Below are 24,033 nucleotides of genomic sequence, written 5' to 3' on the forward strand. Positions count from 1 at the left end.
GACAGATCGAAGGGATAGGATAAAACGAGATGATTAAATTAAAAGCATTTTTACTATCGCTTGTGCTCGTAATTGCGACGCTTGCCCTTTTAAATGTGACCTATGTCAAGAAGATTGATGATTATTATAAAGTCAAGGATAACAGTATTCGCTATAGCACCTCATATGAAAAGTATAAAAGTAGAGATATTATAACAAGCAATATCACCCCCAATACACTGGTTCTAATGGGTTCCTCAGAGTTGGTTGCGACGATAAATGAAGACTATCATCCCAATAAAATTTTTAACTACAACGATTTTAATATCATGCAGATTGGGACCAGTTATTCTCAAAACATCATTCAAGCTACGACCTTGGGTTCTATTGAAGGAGCTATGACCAAGCGAAAAGTAGCTATAGTAGAGTCTGTTCAGTGGTTTGAAAAAGATGGGACCCATCAAGATGCCTTTTTGAACAAGGCTTCTCAGGAACATATTTTCCACATGCTAGATAATGACAAGATTAGTAAGGAAACGAAAGAAAAACTAATCAATCGCATTATCGAGATTACCAAGGGGAACAAGCAACAAAATGACATCTACAAAAAATACAAAAGTTATTTCATAGATGGAAAAGGAACCATTGTTGATAAAAAACTATTAGAGTTTGAGAACGCAATGTATTCCTTTAAGCTCAAACAGACTTTTTATAAAAAACATGCCAAATCAGATTATCCTTCACTAGGAGACAAAACCCCAGACTATGATTGGGAGAAAATGACGGATCAGTTTGTGGAAGAGGTCAAAAAGAAAACAGACAATAATGACTATGCTGTTGATAATAACTACTACAATACTTACTTAAAAGATCGCTATGCATCGCTGAAAGATTCTAATAAAGATTTGAGCTACCTGGAGTCACCAGAGTATTCAGATATGGAACTTTTCTTGACAGTTGCCAAAGAATTGGGCATTGAAGTTGAGGTTATTATTTTCCCAGTAAACGGGAAATGGAATGACTACACTGGTGTCTCAAGAGAGATGCGAGAAAAAACTTATAAAAAAATAGAAGATGTCGCAAAAAGCCATGGTGCAACCGTATTAAACTATGGAAACAGAGAGTATGATGATTACTTTTTATTTGACGTGATGCACGTTGGAGTGAAAGGATGGATGGAAGTTGAAAAAGAACTTTACAAATTTGCAAACCAAGCTAACTAACACACATCGTTTAATCTTGTGGACACTATTTTTCTATACGGTTATCTTGAGCATCGTGATTTACTGTTTTGTGACTGATTTTTCAAATATTCAAGAATTTATCTATAGTGAATTTTAAGATTGTATACAAAAAGGCCCTGGAACTAGGCATTGCTAGTCTTCAGGGCTTTTACCTTATAGTTTATCGGCTATTTTTTGATTTAGAAATTGCCCAAGCAATGCACCAATTAAGGCACAAAGGAGGATGCTTGAAACAAAGAGAAGGATTTTGTCCAACTCTGGAGCGACCATGATACGGTCAATGTATTCTTGGGATTTTCCACGAGCGAGTAAGGTAGCCACGTAAGCTTTGGGACGGATCCACATGAGGAAGATAGGGCCACTTGTGCTAAAAGCAAAGACGAGGAAGGAGAGGGTATTTTTGATTCGATCTTTGTAATTTCCGAGACGAGCGATAGCATCTGCTGCAAGACCGCAAGTGATAGCTGGTAGAAAAGCGCCAGCGCCGTGTTTACTAGCTAGAAAAAAGAGAGCCATAAAGAGTCCGAGAGTGGTAATCGCTCCAAAACGAGGGATCTTCGTTAAAAGAAGCATGTAGACACTGCCACCGACAAGGGCAGAAAAGGCAGGCGCGTAGAACATATTGCCCGTTGAGTCTACCAAGTGTCCAAGTACTACTCCAATTCCTAGACAGAGGAAGTAGAGAACGACGGCTAAGAGGGTAGTTAAGATATTTTTCTTCATGAGAATCTCCTTATATAAAACTGTCAAAATCAATTGTATCACGCTTTTAGAGGATTGTAAATGGGAGCTCTATGTTTTTGAAAACGTTTGAAATATGATATAATAGTTACATAGTTGTTTTAAGGAGGATATTATGGGAAAGTTTCTAGAATTCGTCTTTAATCGTTTCTTTTTAGGAATGATTGCGACGGCTTTTTTCTGGTTATTAACACTAGCAGGAGGTGTGGTCTTTGGTTTGGCACCAGCTAGTGCAACTCTTATGAGTTTATATGCGGAGCACGGTTATACTTATCGAGCTTATAGTTTGAAAGAAGCTTGGGAATTGTATAAGAGTAACTTTGTCAAGAGTAACCTAGCTTTCTATAGTTTTGTACTTGTAGATCTAGTCTTAGTCTATGGTTTGTACCTTTTGGTTCAATTGCCTCATCAAACTATCTTCCATCTCTTGGCAACCTTTCTCAATATCCTTGTTGTTGCCTTTGTTTTTTTGGCTTATACCGTTTCATTGAAACTCCAAGTTCACTATGAGCTCTCTTATCGAAATACTGTAAAACTCGCTCTTATCGGAATTTTTATGAATTTGCCGGCAATTGCCAAGGTTTTATTTGGTACGGTCATGCTTGTAGGAATTGGTTACTATATGCCCGCCTTGCTTTCCTTCGTAGGAATTGGGATGTGGCATTTCTTTATCAGTGATATGTTGGAACCTGTATATGAAAGTATCCATGAAAAATTGGCGACAAAATAAAATGAAGCCGTTCTGGCTCCACTCGCTCTTGCGCATCTATACCTTGGTGATGATTGTCATCATTGCAAGTTTTGCGGTCATGCTCTCCTATGCTGACTGGAGTTCCCGTGAAAAAGAAGCCCAGCGAGTAGCTCAACGTGTAACGACTCGAACAGTGAGTGAGATTGAATATTACCACAGGGAGTCGACTCAGCTAGCGCAGGAACTGGTTGAAAATCGAGCACGGATAGAGGGGATTTACAAGTATTTTAGTCTGAGTACATCGGATTATTTTTACTGGCTGTTGCAACGCAAAGCGTCTCCCTATGTATCAGTATCCTTGTATGAAAACATTGATGATTTGTATGTAAGAAATGACTTTGTGACAGGTGTTGCAATTGTTTTGCAAGACTACAAGGAAGTCTATGTTTCTACCAGAGAGAAACGTAGCGGGGAGAAAATTCTTGCTGAGGATTTCAAACCAGCAACCAATAGTTTTGCCATACCAGTACTTGATCCTAACTCCGATCAGTCTCTAGGTGTTATCTACATTTCTTTATCGCAGGATGTACTTTACCAAGCAATTGATAATACTCGCGGTCTGATTCCTGTGGCCGTGACGATCACCTCCCCTTTTGATACTGAATTGTTTCATATAGGGGAAAATGTAGTAGCTGAACGGGAAAATTGGATTGTTGGTTTGACATCACATGGCTATCAAGTCCAATCAGCAGTTCCCAAGAATTTTGTTCTTACTGGGACTTTAACTAGTTCCGCTGTCATTGTTGGTTTGAGTGGTCTCTTTATTATTATTTTATATGTGACCTTGAGGCAGACCTTCTCCAATTACCAAAAGCAGGTTGTGGACTTGGTGGAGTCTATCGAGGTTATTGCTCAAGGAGAAGAGGGACTTCGGATCGATACCTCTGAAAAAGATCAAGAATTGCTTCTCATTGCAGAAACCACCAATGATATGTTGGATCGACTGGAAAAAAATATCCATGATATCTATCAGCTAGAGCTCAGTCAGAAAGATGCCAATATGCGGGCCTTACAAGCTCAAATCAATCCTCACTTCATGTACAATACCTTAGAGTTTCTGCGCATGTATGCCGTCATGGAAAGCCAAGATGAACTGGCGGATATTATCTATGAATTTAGCAGTTTACTACGCAATAATATCTCCGATGAGCGGGAAACGACGCTGAAGCAAGAATTAGAATTTTGTCGCAAATACAGCTATCTCTGTATGGTGCGTTATCCAAAGTCAGTTGCCTATGGTTTTAAGATCGCACCCGAATTAGAAAATATGAGGATTCCCAAGTTTACGCTTCAACCATTGGTCGAAAACTACTTTGCTCACGGTATTGACCACCGCCGAACAGACAATGTAATCAGCATCAAGGTCTTGAAGGGCCAAGGATTTGTTGAAATCCTAGTGGTAGACAATGGTCGTGGGATGACTGCTGAGAAACTAGCTAGCTTGCAAGAAAAACTAGCTCAGAGAAGTTTTGAGCACGAGGCAAGCTATAGTGGAGAGCGACAATCAATTGGAATAGTGAATGTACACGAACGCTTTGTCCTCTATTTTGGGGATCGCTACCAAATCAGTGTCGAGTCAGCTGAGCAAGAAGGTGTTCGTTACCGTATTACTATTCAAAATGAATAGAAAGGAAGGGAAATGTATAAAGTTTTATTAGTAGACGACGAGTATATGGTGACAGAGGGGCTCAAGCGATTAATCCCCTTTGAAAAATGGGATATGCAAGTCGTCGCAACAGCTAATCACGCAGACGATGCTTTGGACTACGTTAAGAAAAATCCAGTAGATGTGGTCATTTCCGATGTCAATATGCCAGATAAGACAGGGCTTGAGATGATTAAGGAAATGAAGGAGCTGCTTCCAGATACCTATTATATCTTGCTGTCAGGTTATCAGGAGTTTGACTACGTCAAAAAAGCCATGAATCTTAGTGTCGTGGATTATCTGGTCAAGCCGGTGGATAAGGTGGAGTTGAGTCATCTATTAGAAAAAATTGCGCGACAGCTTCAAGAAAAGGTGGAGCAAAGCCAAACTCTCAGCCAAGAATTGGATGAGGCAGGATTTACTAACTACCTGTCAGGTAAAGACAGCTGGTGGATTGGTCTATCCAAGGAAAAGCAAGGCTCCTTCACTATTCCTTACTATGTTTTAGGTCAAGACTGGCAGATTTTTATCTCTGATCAACCACTAGATGGAATCGTCGTGACACCATTTGAAGCGCCCTACCAACAAGCCTTTGAAAAATGGAAGATCAACGCAGAAAAAGCCCTCTTTTACGGTTCTGTCAATCTAGAAAAATCCGAGAGTCTGTTTGCTTATTATGAACCGATTTATCGCGTGATTATCCAAGGAAATATCAATCAAATCATCGAAGAATTGACCCTGCTGGAGAAGGTTGTCTTAGAGAACACACCGCGCGTGGCTATCACCAAACAACTCTTTACTCAGTTTGTCATGGATGTCTTCCACTTGTTTGAGCATCTAAAAGCAGATGATATGACCGAGATTGTCAAAGCCATCCATGCTATTAACTCCTTTAAAGAATTGGTTGCCTACATCAAAGAAACCTTGACTAAGTTTTTTGGCCAGTACCGCATGAATGAAAATGTGGTGAGTGTTCTTGAAGTCATCGGGCGTGATTACCAGAAAGAGCTCTCGCTTAAGGATATCAGCAAGGATCTCTTTATCAATCCTGTCTACCTCGGTCAGTTAATCAAGCGAGAAACCAACTCAACCTTCGCAGAATTGCTCAACAAACAGCGGATTAAGGCAGCGCAACAGCTCCTGCTTTCAACCAATGATAGTATTGAAGATGTTTGCTATGCTGTTGGTTACAGCAATGTTGGATATTTCTACAAGGTTTTCCGTAAATTGTGCGGAAAATCACCAAAAGCTTACCGCAAACAAGTCGAAAGTTCCCTGTAAAACTTGTATTTACGTGCAAAAAATGCTATAATGTCCAAAATACCTTAAGGAGGAAAAATTATGAAAAAGAAACCTATTTATCTTTGGGTTTTATTAGTCCTATCAGCATTGATTTCAGCTATGTCTTTGTTTGGAATACTAAGTCCAGTACCTAGTAAAGAAACACTAGGTGCCAGTCAAGCTCAAGTTCAAGGTGCTAGCGCCCAGCAACTAGAGGATACGATTAATTATCTACATAAGACAGCTGAATTATCGCATTCGACTGTTAACATCGTTTTGATTATTTTATCTGCGATTTTAGTAGTCGCAGGTATTGTGCTCTTGGTTCGTAATCATTTGCAATATGCAAATTATGCTTACATTGCTTATGTTTTGCTTGCCATTGTTGGTTCGATTTATACTTATATGGGTATGCAAGATGCTGTACAAGCCATCCGTGATGAAACTTTGCGACTAGGAACAGAAGTCCTTGGAAAGGGAACAACGATTTTATTTGTTGTTATCAATGTCCTCTTCCTTGCCATTGTCTTTTACAAGATGTGGCGTCAACAAAAAGATTTGGCTGAGGAAGTTGAAGCAGAAGAAGCTGCCTAAGTATTGACAAAAGGGAACTATCAAGTTACAATCTTGTTAGTTCTTTTTATATCGTAAACATAAAAATCGAGGTCAAAATGAAAAAAATATCCTTAGTGTATATCAGTTTGAGTGGGAATACAGAGAGTTTTGTAACCCGACTCAAGGACTATCTCTTGTCCCAGTATGAAGCGATTGAGGTTGAAAAAATCCATATCAAGGATCTGGTCAAGGAAGGTCAAGAATTCTTTGAAATGGATCATCCTTATGTCGCCTTTTTACCAACTTATCTAGAAGGTGGAAATGGTGTCGATAACGGTGATGTTGAGATTTTAACGACTCCAGTGGGTGATTTTATCGCCTATGGAGACAATGCCAGTAAGTGTTTTGGTGTAGTGGGCTCTGGTAATCGCAATTTTAATAACCAATACTGTCTGACTGCCAAGCAGTACAGCCAGCGCTTTGGTTTCCCTGTATTGGCTGACTTTGAAATGAGAGGAATGCTGGGAGATATTAAAAAGGTCGCAGCGATTATCGCGGACTTATATGGATTGGACTCGGAAAGTTAGAATCGTTCAAGTAGGCAGTTAGGTTTTCTCAACTGCCTTTTGAATGCAGAAAAAGCACCCAGACGAGGGTGCTGCTTTGTGAACTAACCTGCTTTTCCGATGGCAAGTGCATAGATAAAGAAGATAGCAAAACCAAAGAGAAAAATCAATCCTGCAATAGCAAGGAGTTTTAGCCAGGAAGGAAGATTTTTATTTTCACGCGTCACCAATACATAGTTCAAAAGAGCGAAGAATGGTGTTGTCAGGAAAGATCCAATCATGGCAAAGCGGAGCATGATTGAAACTTGTCCAGCAAAGAACTTGATGATGACGATACCGATGATAGCTGTGATAGTCATCCAGATGTTCAAAGATTTACGATTATCTTCTTTTTGACTTAGCAAGAGTCGAAGAGATTCCTGATTGACACGAGAGTAGCCATCTATAACGGTGATGACTGTCCCAAAGATACAGAGGAAAGCGATGAAGGTAATCAAATATCGAGACCATTCGCCAAGGACAGAGGCGTACATGCCCACGAATTGAGAAATGTACTTGGCTGAAGCGGCTTCAACTGCTTGACCTGTAGGATACTGAATAAGTGCTCCTAGTGCCACGAAGAATACAGCTAGGATAGCAGTTCCAATGTAACCAACGTTAAAGTCGAAAAGAGCATCCGCTGTATTAAAGTTGACGGTCTTTTTCTTTTCAGCAGACCAGAGTGAATTGATGGCTGAAATTTCAATAGGAGCAGGCATCCATCCTAGGAGGGAAACGATAAAAGGGAGTGCCGCCATTTGCCAAGGTGTCTTTTCGACAAAATCAGAGCTGTATTCTGGATGCTTAATTGCCGCAATGATAACTGCAAGAACAGTTGCAATGGTCAAAGCAGACATGATCCATTTTGCCATACCATCCAATAGTTTGTAGCCCCCAAAGAGTAGCATGGCCCAAATGACTGCAACAAGAATGAGGGACCATTGAGTGATGCTAAGACCAATCATTGGGAAGGCGCTAGCGATGATGGCTGAGCAAAGAATAGCGACTCCAGCTGTATTAACCATAGCAGAGAAAACATTGAGGACAAAGAAAATCCAGAGATAGAGTTTCCCTTTTTCGGCGTAGCCTTCGACCAAGGTTTTGCCAGTGTCTGCAGTATACTCGGCACCAAAACGGAAAAATGGATATTTAAAAACATTGGCCAAGATAACTAAGAGGAGTAGTGACCAACCATAAGAACCACCAGCTTGAGTGGAGGATACGATGTGAGAGCCTCCAACGGCGGCAGAAGCCATTAGGATTCCTGGCCCCATTGCCTTTAGTTTGCTTGACCAGGTTGACTGGTTTGATAAAGTAACTTGTGACATAATAAACACTCCCATTTTTGAATTTTCAGAATAATCTGAATAGATAGCTACTATTCTACAAAAAACTTTAAAAAAAATGCAAGAGAATTTTTGAAAAATTTAGAAAATTTCAGAAAAATCATATGAAAGACATGATTATCACAAGGAAATGGGATTGATGAGAGTAAAAAATCCGAGAAGAAAGCTTCTCGGATTCCCTTATTTCAGTTGCTCAGTGATTTCCTTAGAAAGCAGGAGTCCCAAACGATACCCTTTATTGATGTAGGCTATGACATCATTGATATTTTCCGTTGTTTGGATCCTTTCGCGTATGTCTGTTTTGAAAGCTTCGTCTTTCAGAAGCTGTTCCTGAAGGAGTTGTTGAAGTTTTTCTTTTTCGTATTTATTGATGAGAAAAAGAACGACAAGACTGATAAGAACTAAGATATAAGCATACTGGCTCATAAAATTTCTCCTGGTTTGATAAAAAAGTTGATGACATAAGAAAAGCGAAAGAAATTTTCGCTTTTCAACTAAGTCACTAGACGAACAGAACAGGTATCTGATAGATTAAGTCAGACGGTCTGGACCTTTAACTGAAACGTCCGTCCAATTTTTAATGAAGACTAGTAAAGCACCAACTCAAAGTCCGTATAGGACTTGGCGTTAGTTACTTGGATTGCTTTGCAAGCAAGTGATTTAAAAGATTACGACCTATCTCGAAACAAATCGATATTATTTGTTTCGAGATAATAGTGAAGCGTTTAGGCAATTCGTACTGGTTACGACGTTCTGGGACATAAATCGATAATATTTATGTCCCAGAACTAGTGAAGCGCCTAGCCAAATCCTATAAGGGATTTGGTGTTAGTTACTTAGATTGCTTTGCAATCAAGTAACTTTGGCGATTTACATCTTCTCTGGTGCTTCTACTCCAAGCAAACGAAGGGCTTCTTTGAGAACAACAGCTGTTGCGTAGCTGAGGGCTAGACGGCTGTCACGCTCTGGACTTTCATCCAAGATACGAGTGTGGGCATAGTATTTATTGAAGGCTTGAGCCAAGCTGATTGCATACTTGGCAATGAGCGATGGATCGTAGTTGACAGATGCGCGTTTGATGACACGGGCAAAGTCTTGGAGAAGTTTGATGATTTCCCAGCTTTCAGCATCATTTAGACTGTAATTTGCTTGAGCATTTGGTTGGAAATCTGCTTTTCTAAGTAGAGACTGAATACGTGCGTAAGCGTATTGGATATATGGACCAGTCTCACCTTCAAAGGAAACCATAGCTTCGAGGTCAAAGTCGTAACCATTTCTGCGGTCCGTTTTGAGGTCGTAGAATTTGACAGCTCCAACCCCAACAGCTTGGGCGATTTGATCCTTGTTTTCGAGGTCAGGATTTTTCGCTTCGATTTGAGCTTTGGCACGAGTGATGGCTTCTTGGAGAGTTGGTTCAAGCAGGATGATGTTTCCTTTACGAGTAGAGAGCTTTTGACGATTCTTGGTTACCAAACCGAAGTCTACGTGAATCATATCATCGCTCCAGTCAAATCCCATCTTTTTCAAGACGGCTTTTAACTGTTTAAAGTGGTTAGACTGCTCTTGACCAACTGCGTAGACATTTTTAACAAAATTGTAAGCACGTGCACGGTAGATAGCTGTCGCAATGTCACGTGTGATGTAGAGGGTTGCACCGTCAGATTTCTTAATCATAGCGGGTGGAAGTTCAACATCATCGAGGTTGACAATGCTAGCGCCGCGTGATTCTTCTAGCAAACCTTTTTCTTCAAGGATTTGCACGGCCTCATCCATCTTATCGTTGTAGAAGGCTTCCCCGTTTAAGCTGTCAAATTCAACGTTCAACAGTTTGTAAATGCGGTTGAACTCAACCAAACTTTCGTCACGGAACCATTGCCAGAGTTGAGTTGCTTCTGGATCGCCATCTTCCAATTTTTTAAACCAAAGACGCCCTTCCTCATCAAGAGCTGGGTCGTTTTCGATTTCAGCATTGATGCGAACGTACAATTTTAACAATTCGTCAATTGGATTAGCTTCTACGGCTTCCTTACTCCCCCATTTTTTATAAGCAACCATGAGAAGACCAAACTGTTTACCCCAGTCTCCAAGGTGGTTGATTTTAATAGTGTTGTAGCCCATTTTCTTAAAGATATTAGAAAGAGCATCTCCGATAACAGTTGAACGTAAGTGACCTACTGAGAAAGGTTTTGCGATGTTTGGACTTGATAGGTCAATCGTGATATTTTGCTCTTTGCCTTCCGTTTGTTGAGCGTAGTCAGATCCTTTTTCAATGATCTCTTTGATAACTGCTCCAGAAATAGCAGATTTATCAAGGAAGAAGTTGACGTAAGGACCAGTTGCAACAACTTTTTCAAAGGCTTGGCTGTTGATTTTTTCAGCGATTTCAGCAGCAATCATTTGCGGGGCTTTGCGTTCGACTTTTGCAAGTGAGAAAGCAGGAAAAGCGATATCTCCCATGTCAGAGTTTTTTGGTTGTTCTAGTAAATTTAAAATAGCCTCTTGATCTAGGCTATCGATGACGCTAGCCAATTCACTAGCAATCAGTTTTTTTGTGCTCATAAGTAGGCTCCTTTTGGACTTTTATTCTATTTTATCATAAATTTAGTGAAAGAAGAAAGATTTTTTTGAATTATTCAGTTTTTTTGGTATAATTATATCTAAAAATAAACCCGAAATCGGTTATAAATATTCATGTAAGAGGTTGATATGAGAAAAAAAGAACGGCACCAATTGATTAAAAAGATGATCACTGAGGAAAAACTAGCTACACAAAAGGATATCCAAGATCGCCTAGAAGTTCGGAATGTCTTTGTGACGCAAACGACCTTGTCTCGCGACCTGCGCGAGATCGGCTTGATCAAGGTTAAGAAAAATGGTATGGTATATTATGTGCTAGCGAATGAAACAGAAAAGATTGATTTGGTAGAATTTTTGTCGCATCATCTAGAAGGGGTTGCGAGAGCAGAGTTTACTTTGGTACTTCATACCAAGCTGGGAGAAGCGGCTGTCTTAGCAAATATTGTTGATGAAAATAAGGACGAGGCGATTTTAGGGACGGTTGCTGGTGCCAATACCTTACTGGTTATTTGTCGAGACCAGCATGTTGCCAAGCTCATGGAAGAGCGTTTGCTAGATTTGATGAAGGATGAATAGGGTTTTGGGACTTGTTCCCAAGCCTTATTTTTGACAAGGAGAGAGCCAATATGACGACAGAAAAACTATCACCTGGTATGCAACAGTATGTGGATATTAAAAAGCAATATCCAGATGCTTTTTTGCTCTTTCGGATGGGTGATTTTTATGAGCTGTTTTATGAAGATGCGGTCAATGCGGCGCAGATTTTAGAGATTTCACTGACCAGTCGTAATAAAAATGCAGAAAATCCGATACCCATGGCTGGTGTTCCCTATCATTCTGCCCAGCAGTATATTGATGTTTTGATTGAGCAGGGCTATAAGGTGGCTATTGCCGAGCAGATGGAAGACCCTAAACAAGCGGTTGGGGTTGTCAAGCGAGAGGTGGTTCAGGTCATCACACCCGGTACAGTCGTTGATAGCAGTAAGCCAGATAGTCAGAACAATTTCTTGGTTGCCATAGATCGTGATGGCAATCAATTTGGCCTAGCTTATATGGATCTGGTGACCGGTGACTTTTATGTGACGGGTTTATTGGATTTCACGCTGGTTTGTGGGGAAATCCGTAACCTCAAGGCTCGAGAAGTGGTGATGGGTTATGACTTGTCTGAGGAAGAAGAACAAATCCTCAGCCGTCAGATGAATCTGGTGCTTTCTTATGAGAAGGATGGCTTTGAGGATATTCATTTACTGGATCCACGACTGGCATCTGTGGAGCAAGCAGCAGCTAGTAAGCTGCTCCAGTATGTTCACCGGACCCAGATGCGGGAATTGAACCATCTCAAACCAGTTATCCGCTATGAAATCAAAGATTTCTTACAGATGGACTATGCGACAAAGGCTAGTCTGGATTTGGTTGAGAATGCTCGTTCAGGCAAGAAGCAAGGCAGTCTTTTCTGGCTTTTGGATGAAACCAAAACAGCTATGGGTATGCGACTCTTGCGTTCTTGGATCCATCGTCCTTTGATTGATAAGGAGCGAATCGTCCAACGTCAAGAGGTGGTGCAGGTCTTTCTTGACCACTTCTTTGAGCGCAGTGATTTAACAGACAGTCTCAAGGGTGTTTATGATATCGAACGCTTGGCTAGTCGGGTTTCTTTTGGCAAGACCAATCCCAAGGATCTCTTGCAGTTGGCGACCACCTTATCCAGTGTGCCACGGATTCGAGCGATTTTAGAGGCAATGGAGCAACCTGCTCTAGCCTATCTCATCGAACAGTTGGATGCTATTCCAGAGTTGGAGAGCTTGATTAGCGCTGCCATTGCTCCTGAAGCTCCTCACGTGATTACGGAAGGTGGCATTATTCGGACGGGATTTGATGAGACTTTGGATAAATACCGTCGAGTGCTCAGAGAAGGGACCAGTTGGATTGCTGAGATTGAGGCCAAGGAGAGAGAGAACTCTGGCATCAGTACGCTCAAGATTGACTACAATAAGAAGGATGGCTATTATTTCCATGTGACTAATTCGCAACTGGGAAATGTACCAGCACACTTTTTCCGCAAGGCAACGCTGAAAAACTCGGAACGCTTTGGAACTGAGGAATTGGCCCGTATCGAGGGAGATATGCTGGAGGCGCGTGAGAAGTCAGCCAACCTAGAGTATGAAATCTTTATGCGTATCCGTGAGGAAGTCAGCAAGTACATCCAGCGTTTGCAGGCTCTAGCTCAAGGAATTGCGACAGTTGATGTCTTGCAAAGTCTGGCGGTTGTAGCTGAAACCCAGCATTTGATTCGACCTGAGTTCGGTGACGACTCACAAATCGATATCCAGAAAGGGCGTCATGCTGTTGTCGAAAAGGTCATGGGAGCCCAGACCTATATTCCAAATAGTATCCAGATGTCAGAAGATACCAGCATTCAATTGATTACAGGGCCCAACATGAGCGGGAAGTCTACCTACATGCGCCAGTTAGCTATGACAGCGGTTATGGCCCAGCTGGGTTCTTATGTGCCGGCTGAGAGCGCCTATTTGCCTATTTTCGATGCTATCTTTACCCGCATTGGAGCAGCGGATGACTTGGTTTCAGGTCAATCAACCTTCATGGTGGAGATGATGGAGGCCAACAATGCCATTTCGCATGCGACCAAGAATTCCTTGATTCTCTTTGATGAGTTAGGTCGAGGAACTGCGACTTATGATGGGATGGCTCTTGCCCAGTCCATCATCGAATACATTCATGAACATATCGGAGCCAAAACCCTCTTTGCGACCCACTACCATGAGTTGACCAGTCTGGAGTCCAGTTTGGAGCACTTGGTCAATGTTCACGTGGCAACCTTGGAGCAGGGTGGGCACGTGACCTTCCTTCACAAGATCGAACCAGGACCTGCTGATAAATCCTACGGTATCCATGTTGCTAAGATCGCTGGCTTACCGGGAGAACTTTTAGCAAGAGCGGATAAGATTTTGACACAACTGGAGAGTCAGGGACAAGAAAGCCCAGCTCCGATGAGGCAAACTAGCGCCGTCACGGAACAGATTTCTCTCTTTGATACGCCTGAAGAACATCCTATCCTAGCAGAATTAGCTCAACTGGATGTGTACAACATGACACCTATGCAGGCTATGAATGTCTTAGTTGAGTTCAAACAAAAATTATAAAAAAAATCCCACTCATGCATTTGTGAGTGGGTTTTTCTATATTACTTTTTATGGGCCAAAAGTTGATTGATGTGGTCCACTTTTTTAGCTTCTCTTTTATAGAGGATAGTCCAGATGATAAGGTAGACAATCGCAAACTCTGGAATGAGCTGGAGATAGAAGGTCCAGTGGAAGGGGAACCAACCAGCCAGAGTTGCTAGTGGAACAAAGCCAGCCAGCATGAGGAAGAAATGGGAAAGTGTGGCACGGAGCAAGCTCCAGTCACGGCTGAATAAACGACTGCCAAAGCTAAAGAGAACACCGATAGCTGACCAGATGACCATACAGTAGAGCAAGACTAGAGCACCGTGAACCTGATGTTGAGCCATCGCTTGGCCGATAAGAGACTCGGGGCTTAGTGGGGCATAGGTATTTGGTGCATAAATGAGTGAAAAGAGGATAGAGAGGATGAGGCCGATAAGTACACCAGCGGCTGCATCGTGAAAGATTTGTTTTTTCATAGTTCTAATTTCTCCTTGATGGTTTTTAGGTAACGGCGTGAAGAGTAGGTGAAGCTTTCATTTTTTAAGAAAATTTCAACCAGACCGTTGGGCGTGAGCTTGAGATGAGAGATGGAGTCGATATTGACGATTTCTGATTGGGAAATTTGGATAAATGTGGTCGGCAGAATGTCAAGAACTTGATAGAGACGCAAATCAATAGTGTAGGTATGAGATGCAGTTTCTGCAAGAACCTTGCGATTCTCGATATAGAAGCGTTGAATCTTGCTAATCTTAACTAGATAGACCTGGTCATCAATCTTTCCTTTGATTGTTTCTTTTTGGTCAAGATTTTCTGCGAACTCGATGACTTTCTGGACTTTTTCGGTCGGCTGAGGAGTTTGGACAATCAGCTTTTCCTCCTCATAAGTCTCCTTAATCTGTAGTTCTACTTTCATAAATTTCCCTCCTTACATTTCATACAAAATTGTGATCACTTCCTGTACACCTTTATTAAACACTATTTTACGACCCATGGCAAGAGCTTTTGTCTATGTGGAGAGATTTGGAGTCTATGTGGTATTTGCTTTTTCTGGTAACATCTGAAATATGGTATAATAGCACTAATCAATTTCTAGGAAAATAGATACAGAAAGGGGCTGAAAGATGTCTCATATTATTGAATTGCCAGAAGTGTTGGCAAACCAGATCGCGGCAGGAGAGGTCATTGAACGTCCTGCCAGTGTGGTCAAAGAGTTGGTAGAAAATGCCATTGATGCGGGTTCTAGCCAGATTATCATTGAGATTGAGGAAGCTGGTCTTAAGAAGATTCAAATCACAGATAATGGTCATGGAATTGCCCACGATGAGGTGGAGTTGGCCCTGCGTCGACATGCGACCAGTAAGATAAAAAATCAAGCAGACCTCTTTCGGATTCGGACACTCGGTTTTCGTGGTGAAGCCCTGCCTTCTATCGCTTCTGTCAGTGTGCTGACTCTGTTGACAGCGGTGGATGGTGCGAGTCATGGGACTAAGCTCGTTGCGCGTGGGGGTGAAGTTGAGGAAGTCATTCCAGCGACTAGTCCTGTGGGGACCAAGGTTTGTGCGGAGGACCTCTTTTTCAACACACCTGCCCGCCTCAAGTATATGAAGAGCCAGCAAGCTGAGCTGTCTCATATCATTGATATTGTCAACCGTCTGGGATTGGCTCATCCCGAGATTTCTTTTAGTTTAATCAGTGATGGCAAGGAAATGACGCGGACAGCAGGGACTGGTCAACTGCGTCAAGCCATCGCAGGGATTTACGGTTTGGTGAGTGCTAAGAAGATGATTGAAATTGAGAACTCTGACTTAGATTTCGAAATTACAGGTTTTGTGTCTCTGCCTGAGTTAACCCGAGCAAATCGCAACTATATCAGCCTCTTCATCAATGGCCGTTATATCAAGAACTTTCTACTCAACCGTGCTATTCTTGACGGTTATGGAAGCAAGCTCATGGTAGGGCGTTTTCCACTGGCTGTCATTCACATCCATATTGATCCTTATTTGGCAGATGTCAATGTGCATCCGACCAAGCAAGAAGTGCGGATTTCTAAGGAAAGAGAACTGATGGCGCTGCTTTCAGAGGCTATTTCAAATAGTCTCAAGGAACAAGCCTTGATACCTGATGCTTTAGAAAATCTTGCCAAGTCGACCGTTCGTAATCGTCAAAAGGTAGAGCAGACCATTCTCCCACTCAAAGAAAATACGCTTTACTATGAACAAACAGAAGTAACAAGACCGACTCAAGTTGAGGTTTCAGACCATCAAGTAGGCTTGACTGAAGAAAGACAGGATTTAACCCTGTTTGCCAAGGAAACCTTGGACCAGTTGACCAAGCCTGCAAAACTGCATTTTGCAGAGAGAAAGCCAGCTAGCTATGACCAACTAGACCATCCAGAGTTGGACCTTGCTAGTCTCGATAAAGCCTATGATAAGCTGGAGCGAGAAGAATCATCAAGCTTTCCAGAATTGGAATTTTTCGGACAGATGCACGGGACTTATCTCTTTGCCCAGGGGCGAGATGGACTCTATATCATTGACCAGCATGCAGCTCAGGAGCGGGTTAAGTACGAGGAATACCGTGAAAGCATCGGCAATGTTGACCAGAGTCAGCAGCAACTCTTAGTGCCCTACATCTTTGAATTTCCTGCGGATGATGCCCTTCGTCTTAGAGAAAGAATGCCTCTCCTAGAGGAAGTAGGTGTTTTTCTAGCAGAGTATGGAGAAAATCAATTTATCCTGCGTGAACATCCTATTTGGATGGCCGAAGAGGAAATCGAATCTGGTATCTATGAGATGTGCGATATGCTCCTCTTAACTAAAGAAGTTTCGATCAAGAAATACCGAGCAGAGCTGGCTATCATGATGTCCTGCAAGCGGTCGATCAAGGCCAATCACCGTATCGATGACCATTCAGCCAGACAGCTCCTTTATCAGCTTTCTCAATGTGATAACCCCTACAACTGTCCACACGGACGTCCCGTTTTGGTGCATTTTACCAAGTCAGATATGGAAAAAATGTTCCGACGCATTCAGGAAAATCATACGAGTCTTCGTGAGTTGGGGAAATATTAAGAACACAAAAAGCCTTTGTTCCTTTTGAACAAGGCTTTTTAGTTTTTCTAAGGTGGGAACTTGATTGGACATGGGCAACTTGACACGATATTTACACTTGCTTGACAAGACCAGTTCTATAAAAATGTTGTGAAAACTGAATTAGGTGATTCCAGGCTTTGTAGAATCGTCGTTGTCTGAAGGAGTCTCAAGACCAATGACCTTATCAAGATAACGTTGTTTGGTTTTGAGAACCTTATTGATAGCGACAGCAGAAGCGATTAAGAGAACGAAGGTTAGCCAGATCCAAGCGGTGAATTCAGCTGGAAAACTAGAACCGGCTAAAAAGAGATAGATAGCCAGAGCCAATACAAAAATATAAATCACCTGCCAAAGACCAAAGGATTTAACCTTTTTATAGTAGTTGTCTTTGTCTTCCTCCAAAATCACTGCTGTGGAAACTTTTTCAATGCTTTCATCCAGTAGTAGATAGTCAGTTGTCACTTGAAAAATCTTGCTTATTTCAATGATTTTTTCGATTTCAGGAAGGACTTGTCCAGACTCCCATTTGGAGATGCTTTGCCGAGAAACATTGATTTGTTCTGCTAGCTTTTCTTGGGACCAACCTTTTTCCTTTCGGAGTTCAAATAGTTTTTCTGCGAGTTTCATCATTCTATCCTCCTTTTTCTACTTCTATCCTAACAATTTTTACTTATAAAGAGAATACAATCTCCTGTACAATTTGTCAACCACCGGTTGCACTTGTGTTTGCAGTTTTCAGCAAAAAAATATGATATACTAGGTAAGAAAAAGCGAAGAAATTATGAAAAAGGAATGAAAGATGAAAGAATTTTTTGCCCTCCCCAAGCAAATTCAAATGCGGGAATGGATGAGCTTTGTAGCACGGATTTTAGAGAGTGCCATTACTCCTTTTATGGCCATGTACTATGTTCAATATTTTGGAGCCTTTTGGGCGGGGTTATTGATGATCACAACCAAACTCATTGGTTTTTTAGCTGGGCTGTATGGTGGACATTTGGCGGATCTTTGGGGACGTAAGAAAGTCATTGACTGGGGAAACTTTGGTCTTGCGAGTGGCTACTTTCTTGTGCTGCTGGCAAATATGCCTAATCATATTTTTCCCTTTTTGACTTTTGTCGGAATGTTGCTGGCAGAGACCGCAGGAACTTTCTCTTGGCCGGCTATTGATGCGATGATTATTGATTTGACCGACGAGCAAAATCGCCGTTTCGTTTATACGATTAGTTATTGGTTTGTCAATGTATCCGTTATGTTAGGAGCAGGGCTTGCAGGTTTCTTTTACGACCACCATTTTTTTGAGTTGCTTCTGGTTTTGACGGTAATTAGCTTCTTGAATTTTTTCCTCGCTTGGAAATATTTTTCAGAAAGCAAGCCAGCTAATCTGGTCTTTGAGCATGGTAGCAGTCCTTTGGCAACTGTGAAAAATTATGCTTCTGTTTTTCAGGACAAAATTTTCCTACTTTATACGTTAGGGACTGTATTTAATGGTGTTATCTGGTTGCAAATTGACAATTATATACCCGTTCATTTGAAAGAGTCATTCATCGCGAGTAGTATTTTCGGTATTCATATTTCAGGAGCTAAGATGCTCAGTATCATGGTCTTTATCAATACCCTGATTATTGTTTGCTTCATAACGACTGCCAATCGTTTGACCAAGGAAATGAAGCTCATACCGCAGTTTTTATTGGGAAGTATTATCTTTGACTTGGGTATGCTTTTCACCATTGTCTTCAGGAGTTTCTGGGCTCTGTTTTTGCTAGCCATTCTCTATACTATGGGGGAACTCATCTGCATGCCGCCAAGCCAAGTTTTGCGGGCGGAAATGATGAATGAGAATAAGCTCGGAACCTACTCAGGTTTCCTTAATATGGCGCAGCCTTTAGCGTCTATTTTAGCGGGGGCGATGATTTCTATCAGCGCTGCAACAGGTGCTGTAGGTGTTTGGCTCGTTTTTATTGTGTGTGCAGTACTTGGGTTGCTTCTTATCATCAGAGCAGCGCATTTACAAGGAATTGCAAATCAATTATAGAAAGTGAAAATTATGTACGAATATCTAAAAGGAATCATTACCAAAATCACTGCTAAATACATCGTCCTAGAAGCTAACGGTATCGGCTATATCCTGCATGTGGCCAATCCTTATGCCTATTCAGGTCAGGTCAATCAAGAAACTCAGATTTATGTGCACCAAGTTGTCCGTGAGGATGCCCATCTGCTTTACGGCTTTCGTTCAGAAGACGAGAAGAAGCTCTTTCTCAGCTTGATTTCGGTCTCAGGGATTGGTCCTGTGTCAGCTCTTGCTATTATCGCTGCCGATGACAATGCTGGCTTGGTTCAGGCGATCGAGACTAAGAACATCACCTACTTGACCAAGTTCCCTAAAATTGGCAAGAAAACAGCCCAACAGATGGTGCTGGACTTGGAAGGCAAGGTAGTCGTGGCTAGTGATGACCTTCCTGCCAAGGTGGCAGTGCAAACCAGCGCTGAAAACCAAGAACTGGAAGAAGCTATGGAAGCCATGTTGGCACTGGGCTACAAGGCAACCGAGCTTAAGAAAATCAAGAAATTCTTTGAAGGAACGACAGACACAGCTGAGAACTATATCAAGTCGGCCCTTAAGATGTTGGTAAAATAGGAGATTTTTATGACAAAACGCTGTGGTTGGGTTAAAATGAACAACCCATTATATGTGGCCTATCATGATGAAGAGTGGGGCCAACCCCTTCATGATGACCGTGCTCTTTTTGAGTTGCTTTGTTTGGAAACTTACCAGTCGGGTCTATCTTGGGAAACGGTACTAAACAAACGCCAAGGATTCCGAGAAGCATTTCATGGCTATCAAATTCAAGAGGTCGCGGAAATGACAGATGGGGAGTTGGAAGCCATGTTAGAGAATCCAGCCATCATTCGAAATCGAGCCAAGATTTTTGCGACGCGTGCCAACGCCCAAGCATTTTTACAAGTCCAGAAAACCTTTGGCTCTTTTGACGCTTATCTCTGGTCCTTTGTTGAGGGAAAAACGATCGTGAATGATGTTCCTGACTATCACCTAGCACCTGCTAAAACAGCCTTGTCTGAAAAGTTATCTCAAGATCTCAAAAAACGAGGCTTCAAGTTCACAGGTCCAGTCGCAGTTTTAGCTTTTCTACAAGCGGCAGGTCTGATTGACGACCACGAAAATGATTGTGAGTGGAAAAGCGGAAATAAGTGAGTGCAGGCGTCTAATTATCTGAGAATATAGAAAAAGCTGAGATGAGTTTCTCAGCTTTTTGATTATATGCTAGTAATTTTTATAGTGCAGTGAGAAATGTCAGTCCACCTAAGACAACGCCGGCTGAGTTTGGAATAATTAGTATCCAATCCTTCTTAGGTTCTTTTGTCCATCCGTAAATAACCCAAATTAAACAAGATACTGCTGCGGATAAAGGCTGGAATGGTTGAGCTTTGTTGCCTTGTAAATTGGCAAAAATTTGTGGGATGTAGGCGATAAATACAATAATCCCGATAAAGGCCCCGATTGAACCGACAATTTGATTTATTTTTTGTTTAGTCATATATACCTCCTTCAAAAAGATATCATAAAAATAAGCAAAATGCAATAAATTCAGACACAAATTGTAACGAAAATCAATACCAAAGCACAAAAATGGAGAAATTGTTTATTTTTTGTTATAGTCAAAGCGAATGACTTGCTCCTGTGCATCTACATAGGCATGGACGCCAAAGGGAACAATGGCTCTTGGCGTTGCGTGGCCGACATTTAGATTATAGACAATCGGGATATTGTTATCAATGATATCCAATAGTGCTTCCTTATAGTCGTCATAGAAGGTTTCATCCATTGGCTTTCCGACCAAGAGTCCGCTGATGACCTCAAATACCCCAGTTTCTTTCAAAGCCAGCAACATCTTTTTGAAATCCTCAGGCTCAGGCTTTTCTTCGCTTGTTTCTAACAAGAGAATCTTTCCTTCCCAGTCGGATAAGTCAGGGAAGAGTTTGTACTTTTGGCAGAGGTCCGTGCTGTCTGCGTATCGAGAATTGTCAAAGATATCGTAGAGTGATTCAAGGCAACCACCGAGAATTTCTCCCTCAAACTGAGCATTTCCTTGCAACAAATCAAAGCCTGTATTTACATGACTGATACGAGCTGTTCCCAGAGCCTTGGGACTAAAATCAGTTCGTTCCTCATACCAAATGTCGCTAGGGCGGATTTCTGAGATTCTTCCTGTCTTGATCAGTTCTTTAAAGTAGTGGAGGCTATAGGGCAACATCTTCTTGTCTAATTCACAAATGTCAGCTAGAAAGGATTGCCCATAAAAAGTCTTAATCTCTAGTTTGTGCAACATAAGGTGGTTCATGGTTGTATCCGAGAAGCCAAGAAAAATCTTTTGTTGGATAACCTTTTGGAGCTGGTCGTTTTCAAAAAGGTAGGGTAGCAAGCGATAGGTATCATCCCCACCGATGGCGCATAGGATCATGTCGATGCTATCATCAGAAAAGGCCTGCATCAAATCCTCTGCACGCGCCTCAGGATGGTCCTTGATAAAGTCTAACCCTTTTAGCGAATGGGGCAAGAAGACAGAATTGAGTCCCAAATCCTTGAGACGTTGGAGACCCAAGTCGACTTCGTATTTGACAAAATCCTCTCCGATAACACCACTAGACAAACTAACAATACCAATAGTAGAAACCATATCTCATCCTCCTAGAAATAGATTGATACTCTTCGAAAATCAAATTCAAACCACGTCAGCTTTGCCTTGCCGTATATATGTTACTGACCTCGTCAGTTCTATCTACAACCTCAAAGCAGTGCTTTGAGCAACCTGCGGCTAGCTTCCTAGTTTGCTCTTTGATTTTCATTGAGTATGAGCCTATTCTATCACAAAAGATGAGAGAAAACTATAGGAATTAGAGTCAGAAGTACTATTGAATCTCAAGAAAGCAAGTGAAAAAGCAACCGCCTGTGCAGTTGCTTTTCGTTTTTCTAATCTCACTAGATATGAGTTACTTGGTCAACTCTTGATTATAGGAGAGGGCTAAATCAATCCAGTAAGGAAGTTCTTTTTGACCTTCGATATCTAGGTCTATATAGCCATGATAAGGTCGCCCTCTCATCAATGTGGTATGAGCTCCTGTTCGGGGTAGAACTTGCTTTTCCATTTCTTTGCCAATTCTCACCATAACCAGCTCGTCCTTTCTGGAACTGACTGTAAGGACCATTTTCCCACGAATCATAAAGGCCAGGCCACCAAACAGTTTCTTTTCTTCTAGCTCTTCTTCGAAAATTTGGGGAGGAAGTTTGAGTGCTAGAATTTTTCGAATCTGCTGAGCTAAAGATTGACTATATGCCATAGCGTTTCACTTTTCTTAATAACGTGATGGGCCCGCGCTTGCACTTCGGATATTGAAACGTTTCTTGAGATAGAAGCGAAGAGCGAGAAGGGTAGCTCCCAGGATAGCCAAAGGCAATGGAGCAAGGACTGGATTGAGGTTTGCTGGTAGGAAGCTTGTTGCAAAGAAGACAACCAACCAAAGGACCATAGAAGCCAGGATAACGAGGATTGACTTCCAGAATGGAGGACGTTGGCTACGGTCTGTGTCTGGTCCATAGTACTGGTAGACAAAGTAGTACATCAAGTAGAAGGCAAGTCCTCCTACAAGTCCAACCAACAAGAGGGTAATCAACCCATAGCCAATAGCCTGATCTGTAGAGAAGAAGGTAGTCAGAGCGCTAACCAATGCAAAGAGACTGGTGATAAAAAGGGCTGAGTCCATAATCATGAGTTTTGGATCGTCATTTTCTTTTGGATGCTCTTTTTCATATTGCTCCTTGACAGTGAAGCTATGAGCCCAGTGGGTTGGAGCCCCGTAGAGGGAACGTGCAGTCGTCCCTTTGGCTTGCTCTTCAAGGATTTGGGGAATAACTTCTTCAAAGATAGTCTTGATTTCAGCATCTGTTTTGCCGTCTTTGAGAAATTGTTGGGTAGCGATGTGGATAAACTCTTGGTTTTTCTTGGTTAGTTTTTGTAAATCAATCTGAGACATAGGGGATTCCTCTTAGAACCATTTTTTATGGATGAGATAGAGAGTGAGTGAGACACTCATAGCAAAGGCGATAAAGACGATTAACCAGAAGGCGTGTGGCTCACCGTTTAGAGGGATTTCATTATCTTTAAAGTTCATCCCGTAGGCTGAGAAGATCATGGTCGGGATAGACATGACAATGGTCACGAGTGCCAAGGTTTTCATGATGTTGTTCTGGTTGTTGGAAATGATAGAGGCAAAGGTCTCTGTCATAGAGTGAAGGACGTTTCCATAGATATCTGCCATCTCGATGGCCTGTTGGGTTTCAATCAGGGTATCTTCGAGCAGGTCTTGGTCCTCTAGGTATTTCTTGATATTGCTAGTTGCGCTGGTCAATTTCTTAATCACGCGCTCATTTGTCTTAAGTGAGGCTTTGAAATAGACGATGGTCTTTTCCAATTCCATGAGCTCGATCAGTTCTTCGTTTCGAGTAGACTTGTGAAGTTGACTTTCGATTTGTTCACTCTTACGGTCGATCGAACGAAGGGCCGTAAGGTAAAGCTCAGCGTTGCGGTAGAGAATCTGGAAGATAAAGCGTGAACGCATGAAGGTGTAAAAGTTACGCAGTCTACGGTTGATAAAGACATCAAGAACTGGGAGGGCTTCCAAGCAGGTGGTGATAATGGTTTCCTCGGTGATGATAATTCCCAGCGGAATCGTTACGTAGTAGGTGCGGTTGTTTCTCTCCTCTGTGATGGGAACGTCTACGATGATCAAAGTATACTCATCTTCGATGGTAATACGGGACATTTCTTCCGCATCAAGTGGTGCTCGGAGGTCGGTGATGTCGATATCGAAGGCGTTGGCGATTTCCAACGATTCATTTTGTGTAGGATTGACGAGGTTGATCCAAGTACCCGGTTCAAGCGTGTCGATCTCTTTAAATTCAGTTGTTGTTGAGAGAAAAACTTGTTTCATATCCCCTATCCTTTCCTACTATTC

24 protein-coding genes are annotated in these 24,033 nt (G+C 41.9%); 12 read left to right on the forward strand and 12 right to left on the reverse strand.

Going from position 1 to position 24,033, the window contains the following annotated elements; translation table 11 throughout:
* Positions 1 to 29 precede the first annotated feature (29 nt).
* On the forward strand, positions 30 to 1,202 hold the full coding sequence (dltD, locus tag B7705_RS05205) for a D-alanyl-lipoteichoic acid biosynthesis protein DltD (protein WP_084948308.1): 1,173 nt from the start codon (positions 30 to 32) through the stop codon (positions 1,200 to 1,202).
* A 174-nt stretch (positions 1,203 to 1,376) separates the two neighbouring features.
* Here the strand turns inward: dltD and B7705_RS05210 are convergent, their stop codons facing one another.
* Positions 1,377 to 1,946, reverse strand: coding sequence for an MptD family putative ECF transporter S component (locus B7705_RS05210; protein ID WP_084948309.1), 570 nt, complete (start codon positions 1,944 to 1,946; stop codon positions 1,377 to 1,379).
* Between the two features lie 133 nt (positions 1,947 to 2,079).
* Between B7705_RS05210 and B7705_RS05215 the strand changes: the two genes are divergently transcribed.
* The 5 genes from B7705_RS05215 to nrdI all read left to right on the forward strand — a co-directional run bounded on the left by B7705_RS05215 (position 2,080) and on the right by nrdI (position 6,783).
* On the forward strand, positions 2,080 to 2,694 hold the full coding sequence (locus tag B7705_RS05215; protein WP_000514455.1) for a YesL family protein: 615 nt from the start codon (positions 2,080 to 2,082) through the stop codon (positions 2,692 to 2,694).
* Positions 2,672 to 4,342 carry a sensor histidine kinase gene (locus tag B7705_RS05220; RefSeq protein WP_084948575.1) on the forward strand — a complete coding sequence of 557 codons (1,671 nt, stop codon included), beginning with the start codon at positions 2,672 to 2,674 and terminating at the stop codon, positions 4,340 to 4,342. Before B7705_RS05215 ends, B7705_RS05220 begins: the two co-directional genes overlap by 23 nt.
* 12 nt (positions 4,343 to 4,354) lie before the next feature.
* A complete protein-coding gene (locus B7705_RS05225; RefSeq protein WP_084948311.1) occupies positions 4,355 to 5,641 on the forward strand; it encodes a response regulator transcription factor in 1,287 nt (428 codons plus the stop codon).
* 60 nt (positions 5,642 to 5,701) lie between these two features.
* Positions 5,702 to 6,235 carry an ABC transporter permease gene (locus tag B7705_RS05230; protein WP_084948313.1) on the forward strand — a complete coding sequence of 178 codons (534 nt, stop codon included), beginning with the start codon at positions 5,702 to 5,704 and terminating at the stop codon, positions 6,233 to 6,235.
* 77 nt (positions 6,236 to 6,312) lie between these two features.
* Positions 6,313 to 6,783, forward strand: coding sequence for a class Ib ribonucleoside-diphosphate reductase assembly flavoprotein NrdI (gene nrdI, locus B7705_RS05235; protein WP_084948314.1), 471 nt, complete (start codon positions 6,313 to 6,315; stop codon positions 6,781 to 6,783).
* An 83-nt stretch (positions 6,784 to 6,866) separates the two neighbouring features.
* Here nrdI and B7705_RS05240 read toward each other — a convergent pair whose 3' ends face one another.
* The 3 genes from B7705_RS05240 to argS form a co-directional block, all read right to left on the reverse strand.
* On the reverse strand, positions 6,867 to 8,129 hold the full coding sequence (locus B7705_RS05240) for an NRAMP family divalent metal transporter (protein ID WP_084948316.1): 1,263 nt from the start codon (positions 8,127 to 8,129) through the stop codon (positions 6,867 to 6,869).
* A 198-nt stretch (positions 8,130 to 8,327) separates the two neighbouring features.
* Positions 8,328 to 8,573 carry a hypothetical protein gene (locus B7705_RS05245; RefSeq protein ID WP_000084852.1) on the reverse strand — a complete coding sequence of 82 codons (246 nt, stop codon included), beginning with the start codon at positions 8,571 to 8,573 and terminating at the stop codon, positions 8,328 to 8,330.
* Between the two features lie 444 nt (positions 8,574 to 9,017).
* Positions 9,018 to 10,706: an arginine--tRNA ligase gene (gene argS / locus B7705_RS05250; RefSeq protein WP_084948317.1), complete on the reverse strand. Its 1,689-nt coding sequence runs from the start codon at positions 10,704 to 10,706 to the stop codon at positions 9,018 to 9,020.
* 147 nt (positions 10,707 to 10,853) lie between these two features.
* On the opposite strand from argS, the gene argR reads away from it, so the two are divergent.
* Together argR and mutS are read left to right on the forward strand one after the other, a co-directional pair.
* Positions 10,854 to 11,300: an arginine repressor gene (gene argR / locus B7705_RS05255; RefSeq protein ID WP_061418468.1), complete on the forward strand. Its 447-nt coding sequence runs from the start codon at positions 10,854 to 10,856 to the stop codon at positions 11,298 to 11,300.
* A 50-nt stretch (positions 11,301 to 11,350) separates the two neighbouring features.
* A complete protein-coding gene (gene mutS, locus B7705_RS05260) occupies positions 11,351 to 13,885 on the forward strand; it encodes a DNA mismatch repair protein MutS (protein WP_084948319.1) in 2,535 nt (844 codons plus the stop codon).
* Between the two features lie 41 nt (positions 13,886 to 13,926).
* Here mutS and B7705_RS05265 read toward each other — a convergent pair whose 3' ends face one another.
* Together B7705_RS05265 and B7705_RS05270 are read right to left on the reverse strand one after the other, a co-directional pair.
* On the reverse strand, positions 13,927 to 14,385 hold the full coding sequence (locus B7705_RS05265) for a DUF3021 domain-containing protein (protein WP_000743970.1): 459 nt from the start codon (positions 14,383 to 14,385) through the stop codon (positions 13,927 to 13,929).
* Positions 14,382 to 14,822, reverse strand: a complete 441-nt coding sequence (locus B7705_RS05270) for a LytTR family DNA-binding domain-containing protein (protein WP_000861944.1) — start codon at positions 14,820 to 14,822, stop codon at positions 14,382 to 14,384. The genes B7705_RS05265 and B7705_RS05270 overlap by 4 nt, the downstream gene beginning before the upstream one ends.
* Before the next feature lie 208 nt (positions 14,823 to 15,030).
* On the opposite strand from B7705_RS05270, the gene mutL reads away from it, so the two are divergent.
* Positions 15,031 to 16,980 (forward strand): DNA mismatch repair endonuclease MutL, encoded by a 1,950-nt coding sequence (gene mutL, locus B7705_RS05275; protein WP_049478942.1) that lies wholly within the window; start codon positions 15,031 to 15,033, stop codon positions 16,978 to 16,980.
* Positions 16,981 to 17,121: 141 nt separating this feature from the next.
* Here the strand turns inward: mutL and B7705_RS05280 are convergent, their stop codons facing one another.
* Positions 17,122 to 17,628 carry a helix-turn-helix domain-containing protein gene (locus B7705_RS05280; protein WP_008277272.1) on the reverse strand — a complete coding sequence of 169 codons (507 nt, stop codon included), beginning with the start codon at positions 17,626 to 17,628 and terminating at the stop codon, positions 17,122 to 17,124.
* A 172-nt stretch (positions 17,629 to 17,800) separates the two neighbouring features.
* Here B7705_RS05280 and B7705_RS05285 point away from each other — a divergent pair, with 172 nt between their 5' ends.
* Genes B7705_RS05285 through B7705_RS05295 form a run of 3 tightly spaced genes read left to right on the forward strand, consistent with a single transcriptional unit; the run spans position 17,801 to position 20,215 of the window.
* Complete coding sequence (locus B7705_RS05285) at positions 17,801 to 19,033, forward strand: MFS transporter (RefSeq protein WP_000657467.1); 1,233 nt, start codon at positions 17,801 to 17,803, stop codon at positions 19,031 to 19,033.
* A 12-nt stretch (positions 19,034 to 19,045) separates the two neighbouring features.
* Positions 19,046 to 19,639 carry a Holliday junction branch migration protein RuvA gene (gene ruvA / locus B7705_RS05290; RefSeq protein WP_000273410.1) on the forward strand — a complete coding sequence of 198 codons (594 nt, stop codon included), beginning with the start codon at positions 19,046 to 19,048 and terminating at the stop codon, positions 19,637 to 19,639.
* Between the two features lie 9 nt (positions 19,640 to 19,648).
* On the forward strand, positions 19,649 to 20,215 hold the full coding sequence (locus tag B7705_RS05295; RefSeq protein ID WP_000166572.1) for a DNA-3-methyladenine glycosylase I: 567 nt from the start codon (positions 19,649 to 19,651) through the stop codon (positions 20,213 to 20,215).
* 79 nt (positions 20,216 to 20,294) lie between these two features.
* On the opposite strand, the gene B7705_RS05300 is transcribed toward B7705_RS05295, so the two are convergent.
* The 5 genes from B7705_RS05300 to B7705_RS05325 all read right to left on the reverse strand — a co-directional run bounded on the left by B7705_RS05300 (position 20,295) and on the right by B7705_RS05325 (position 24,009).
* Positions 20,295 to 20,558, reverse strand: a complete 264-nt coding sequence (locus tag B7705_RS05300) for a SemiSWEET family transporter (protein WP_000166112.1) — start codon at positions 20,556 to 20,558, stop codon at positions 20,295 to 20,297.
* Positions 20,559 to 20,663: 105 nt separating this feature from the next.
* On the reverse strand, positions 20,664 to 21,698 hold the full coding sequence (locus B7705_RS05305) for a S66 family peptidase (RefSeq protein ID WP_084948321.1): 1,035 nt from the start codon (positions 21,696 to 21,698) through the stop codon (positions 20,664 to 20,666).
* 313 nt (positions 21,699 to 22,011) lie between these two features.
* Positions 22,012 to 22,359: a TfoX/Sxy family protein gene (locus B7705_RS05315; RefSeq protein ID WP_000331825.1), complete on the reverse strand. Its 348-nt coding sequence runs from the start codon at positions 22,357 to 22,359 to the stop codon at positions 22,012 to 22,014.
* A gap of 15 nt (positions 22,360 to 22,374) precedes the next feature.
* Entirely contained in the window at positions 22,375 to 23,052 is a 678-nt protein-coding gene (locus B7705_RS05320; protein WP_084948322.1) for a DUF1129 domain-containing protein, read from the reverse strand.
* Between the two features lie 12 nt (positions 23,053 to 23,064).
* Positions 23,065 to 24,009 carry a magnesium transporter CorA family protein gene (locus B7705_RS05325; protein ID WP_084925459.1) on the reverse strand — a complete coding sequence of 315 codons (945 nt, stop codon included), beginning with the start codon at positions 24,007 to 24,009 and terminating at the stop codon, positions 23,065 to 23,067.
* Between the last annotated feature and the right edge of the window lie 24 nt (positions 24,010 to 24,033).

This window comes from Streptococcus oralis subsp. dentisani, assembly GCF_002096685.1.
Taxonomy (GTDB): Bacteria; Bacillota; Bacilli; order Lactobacillales; family Streptococcaceae; genus Streptococcus; species Streptococcus oralis_AD.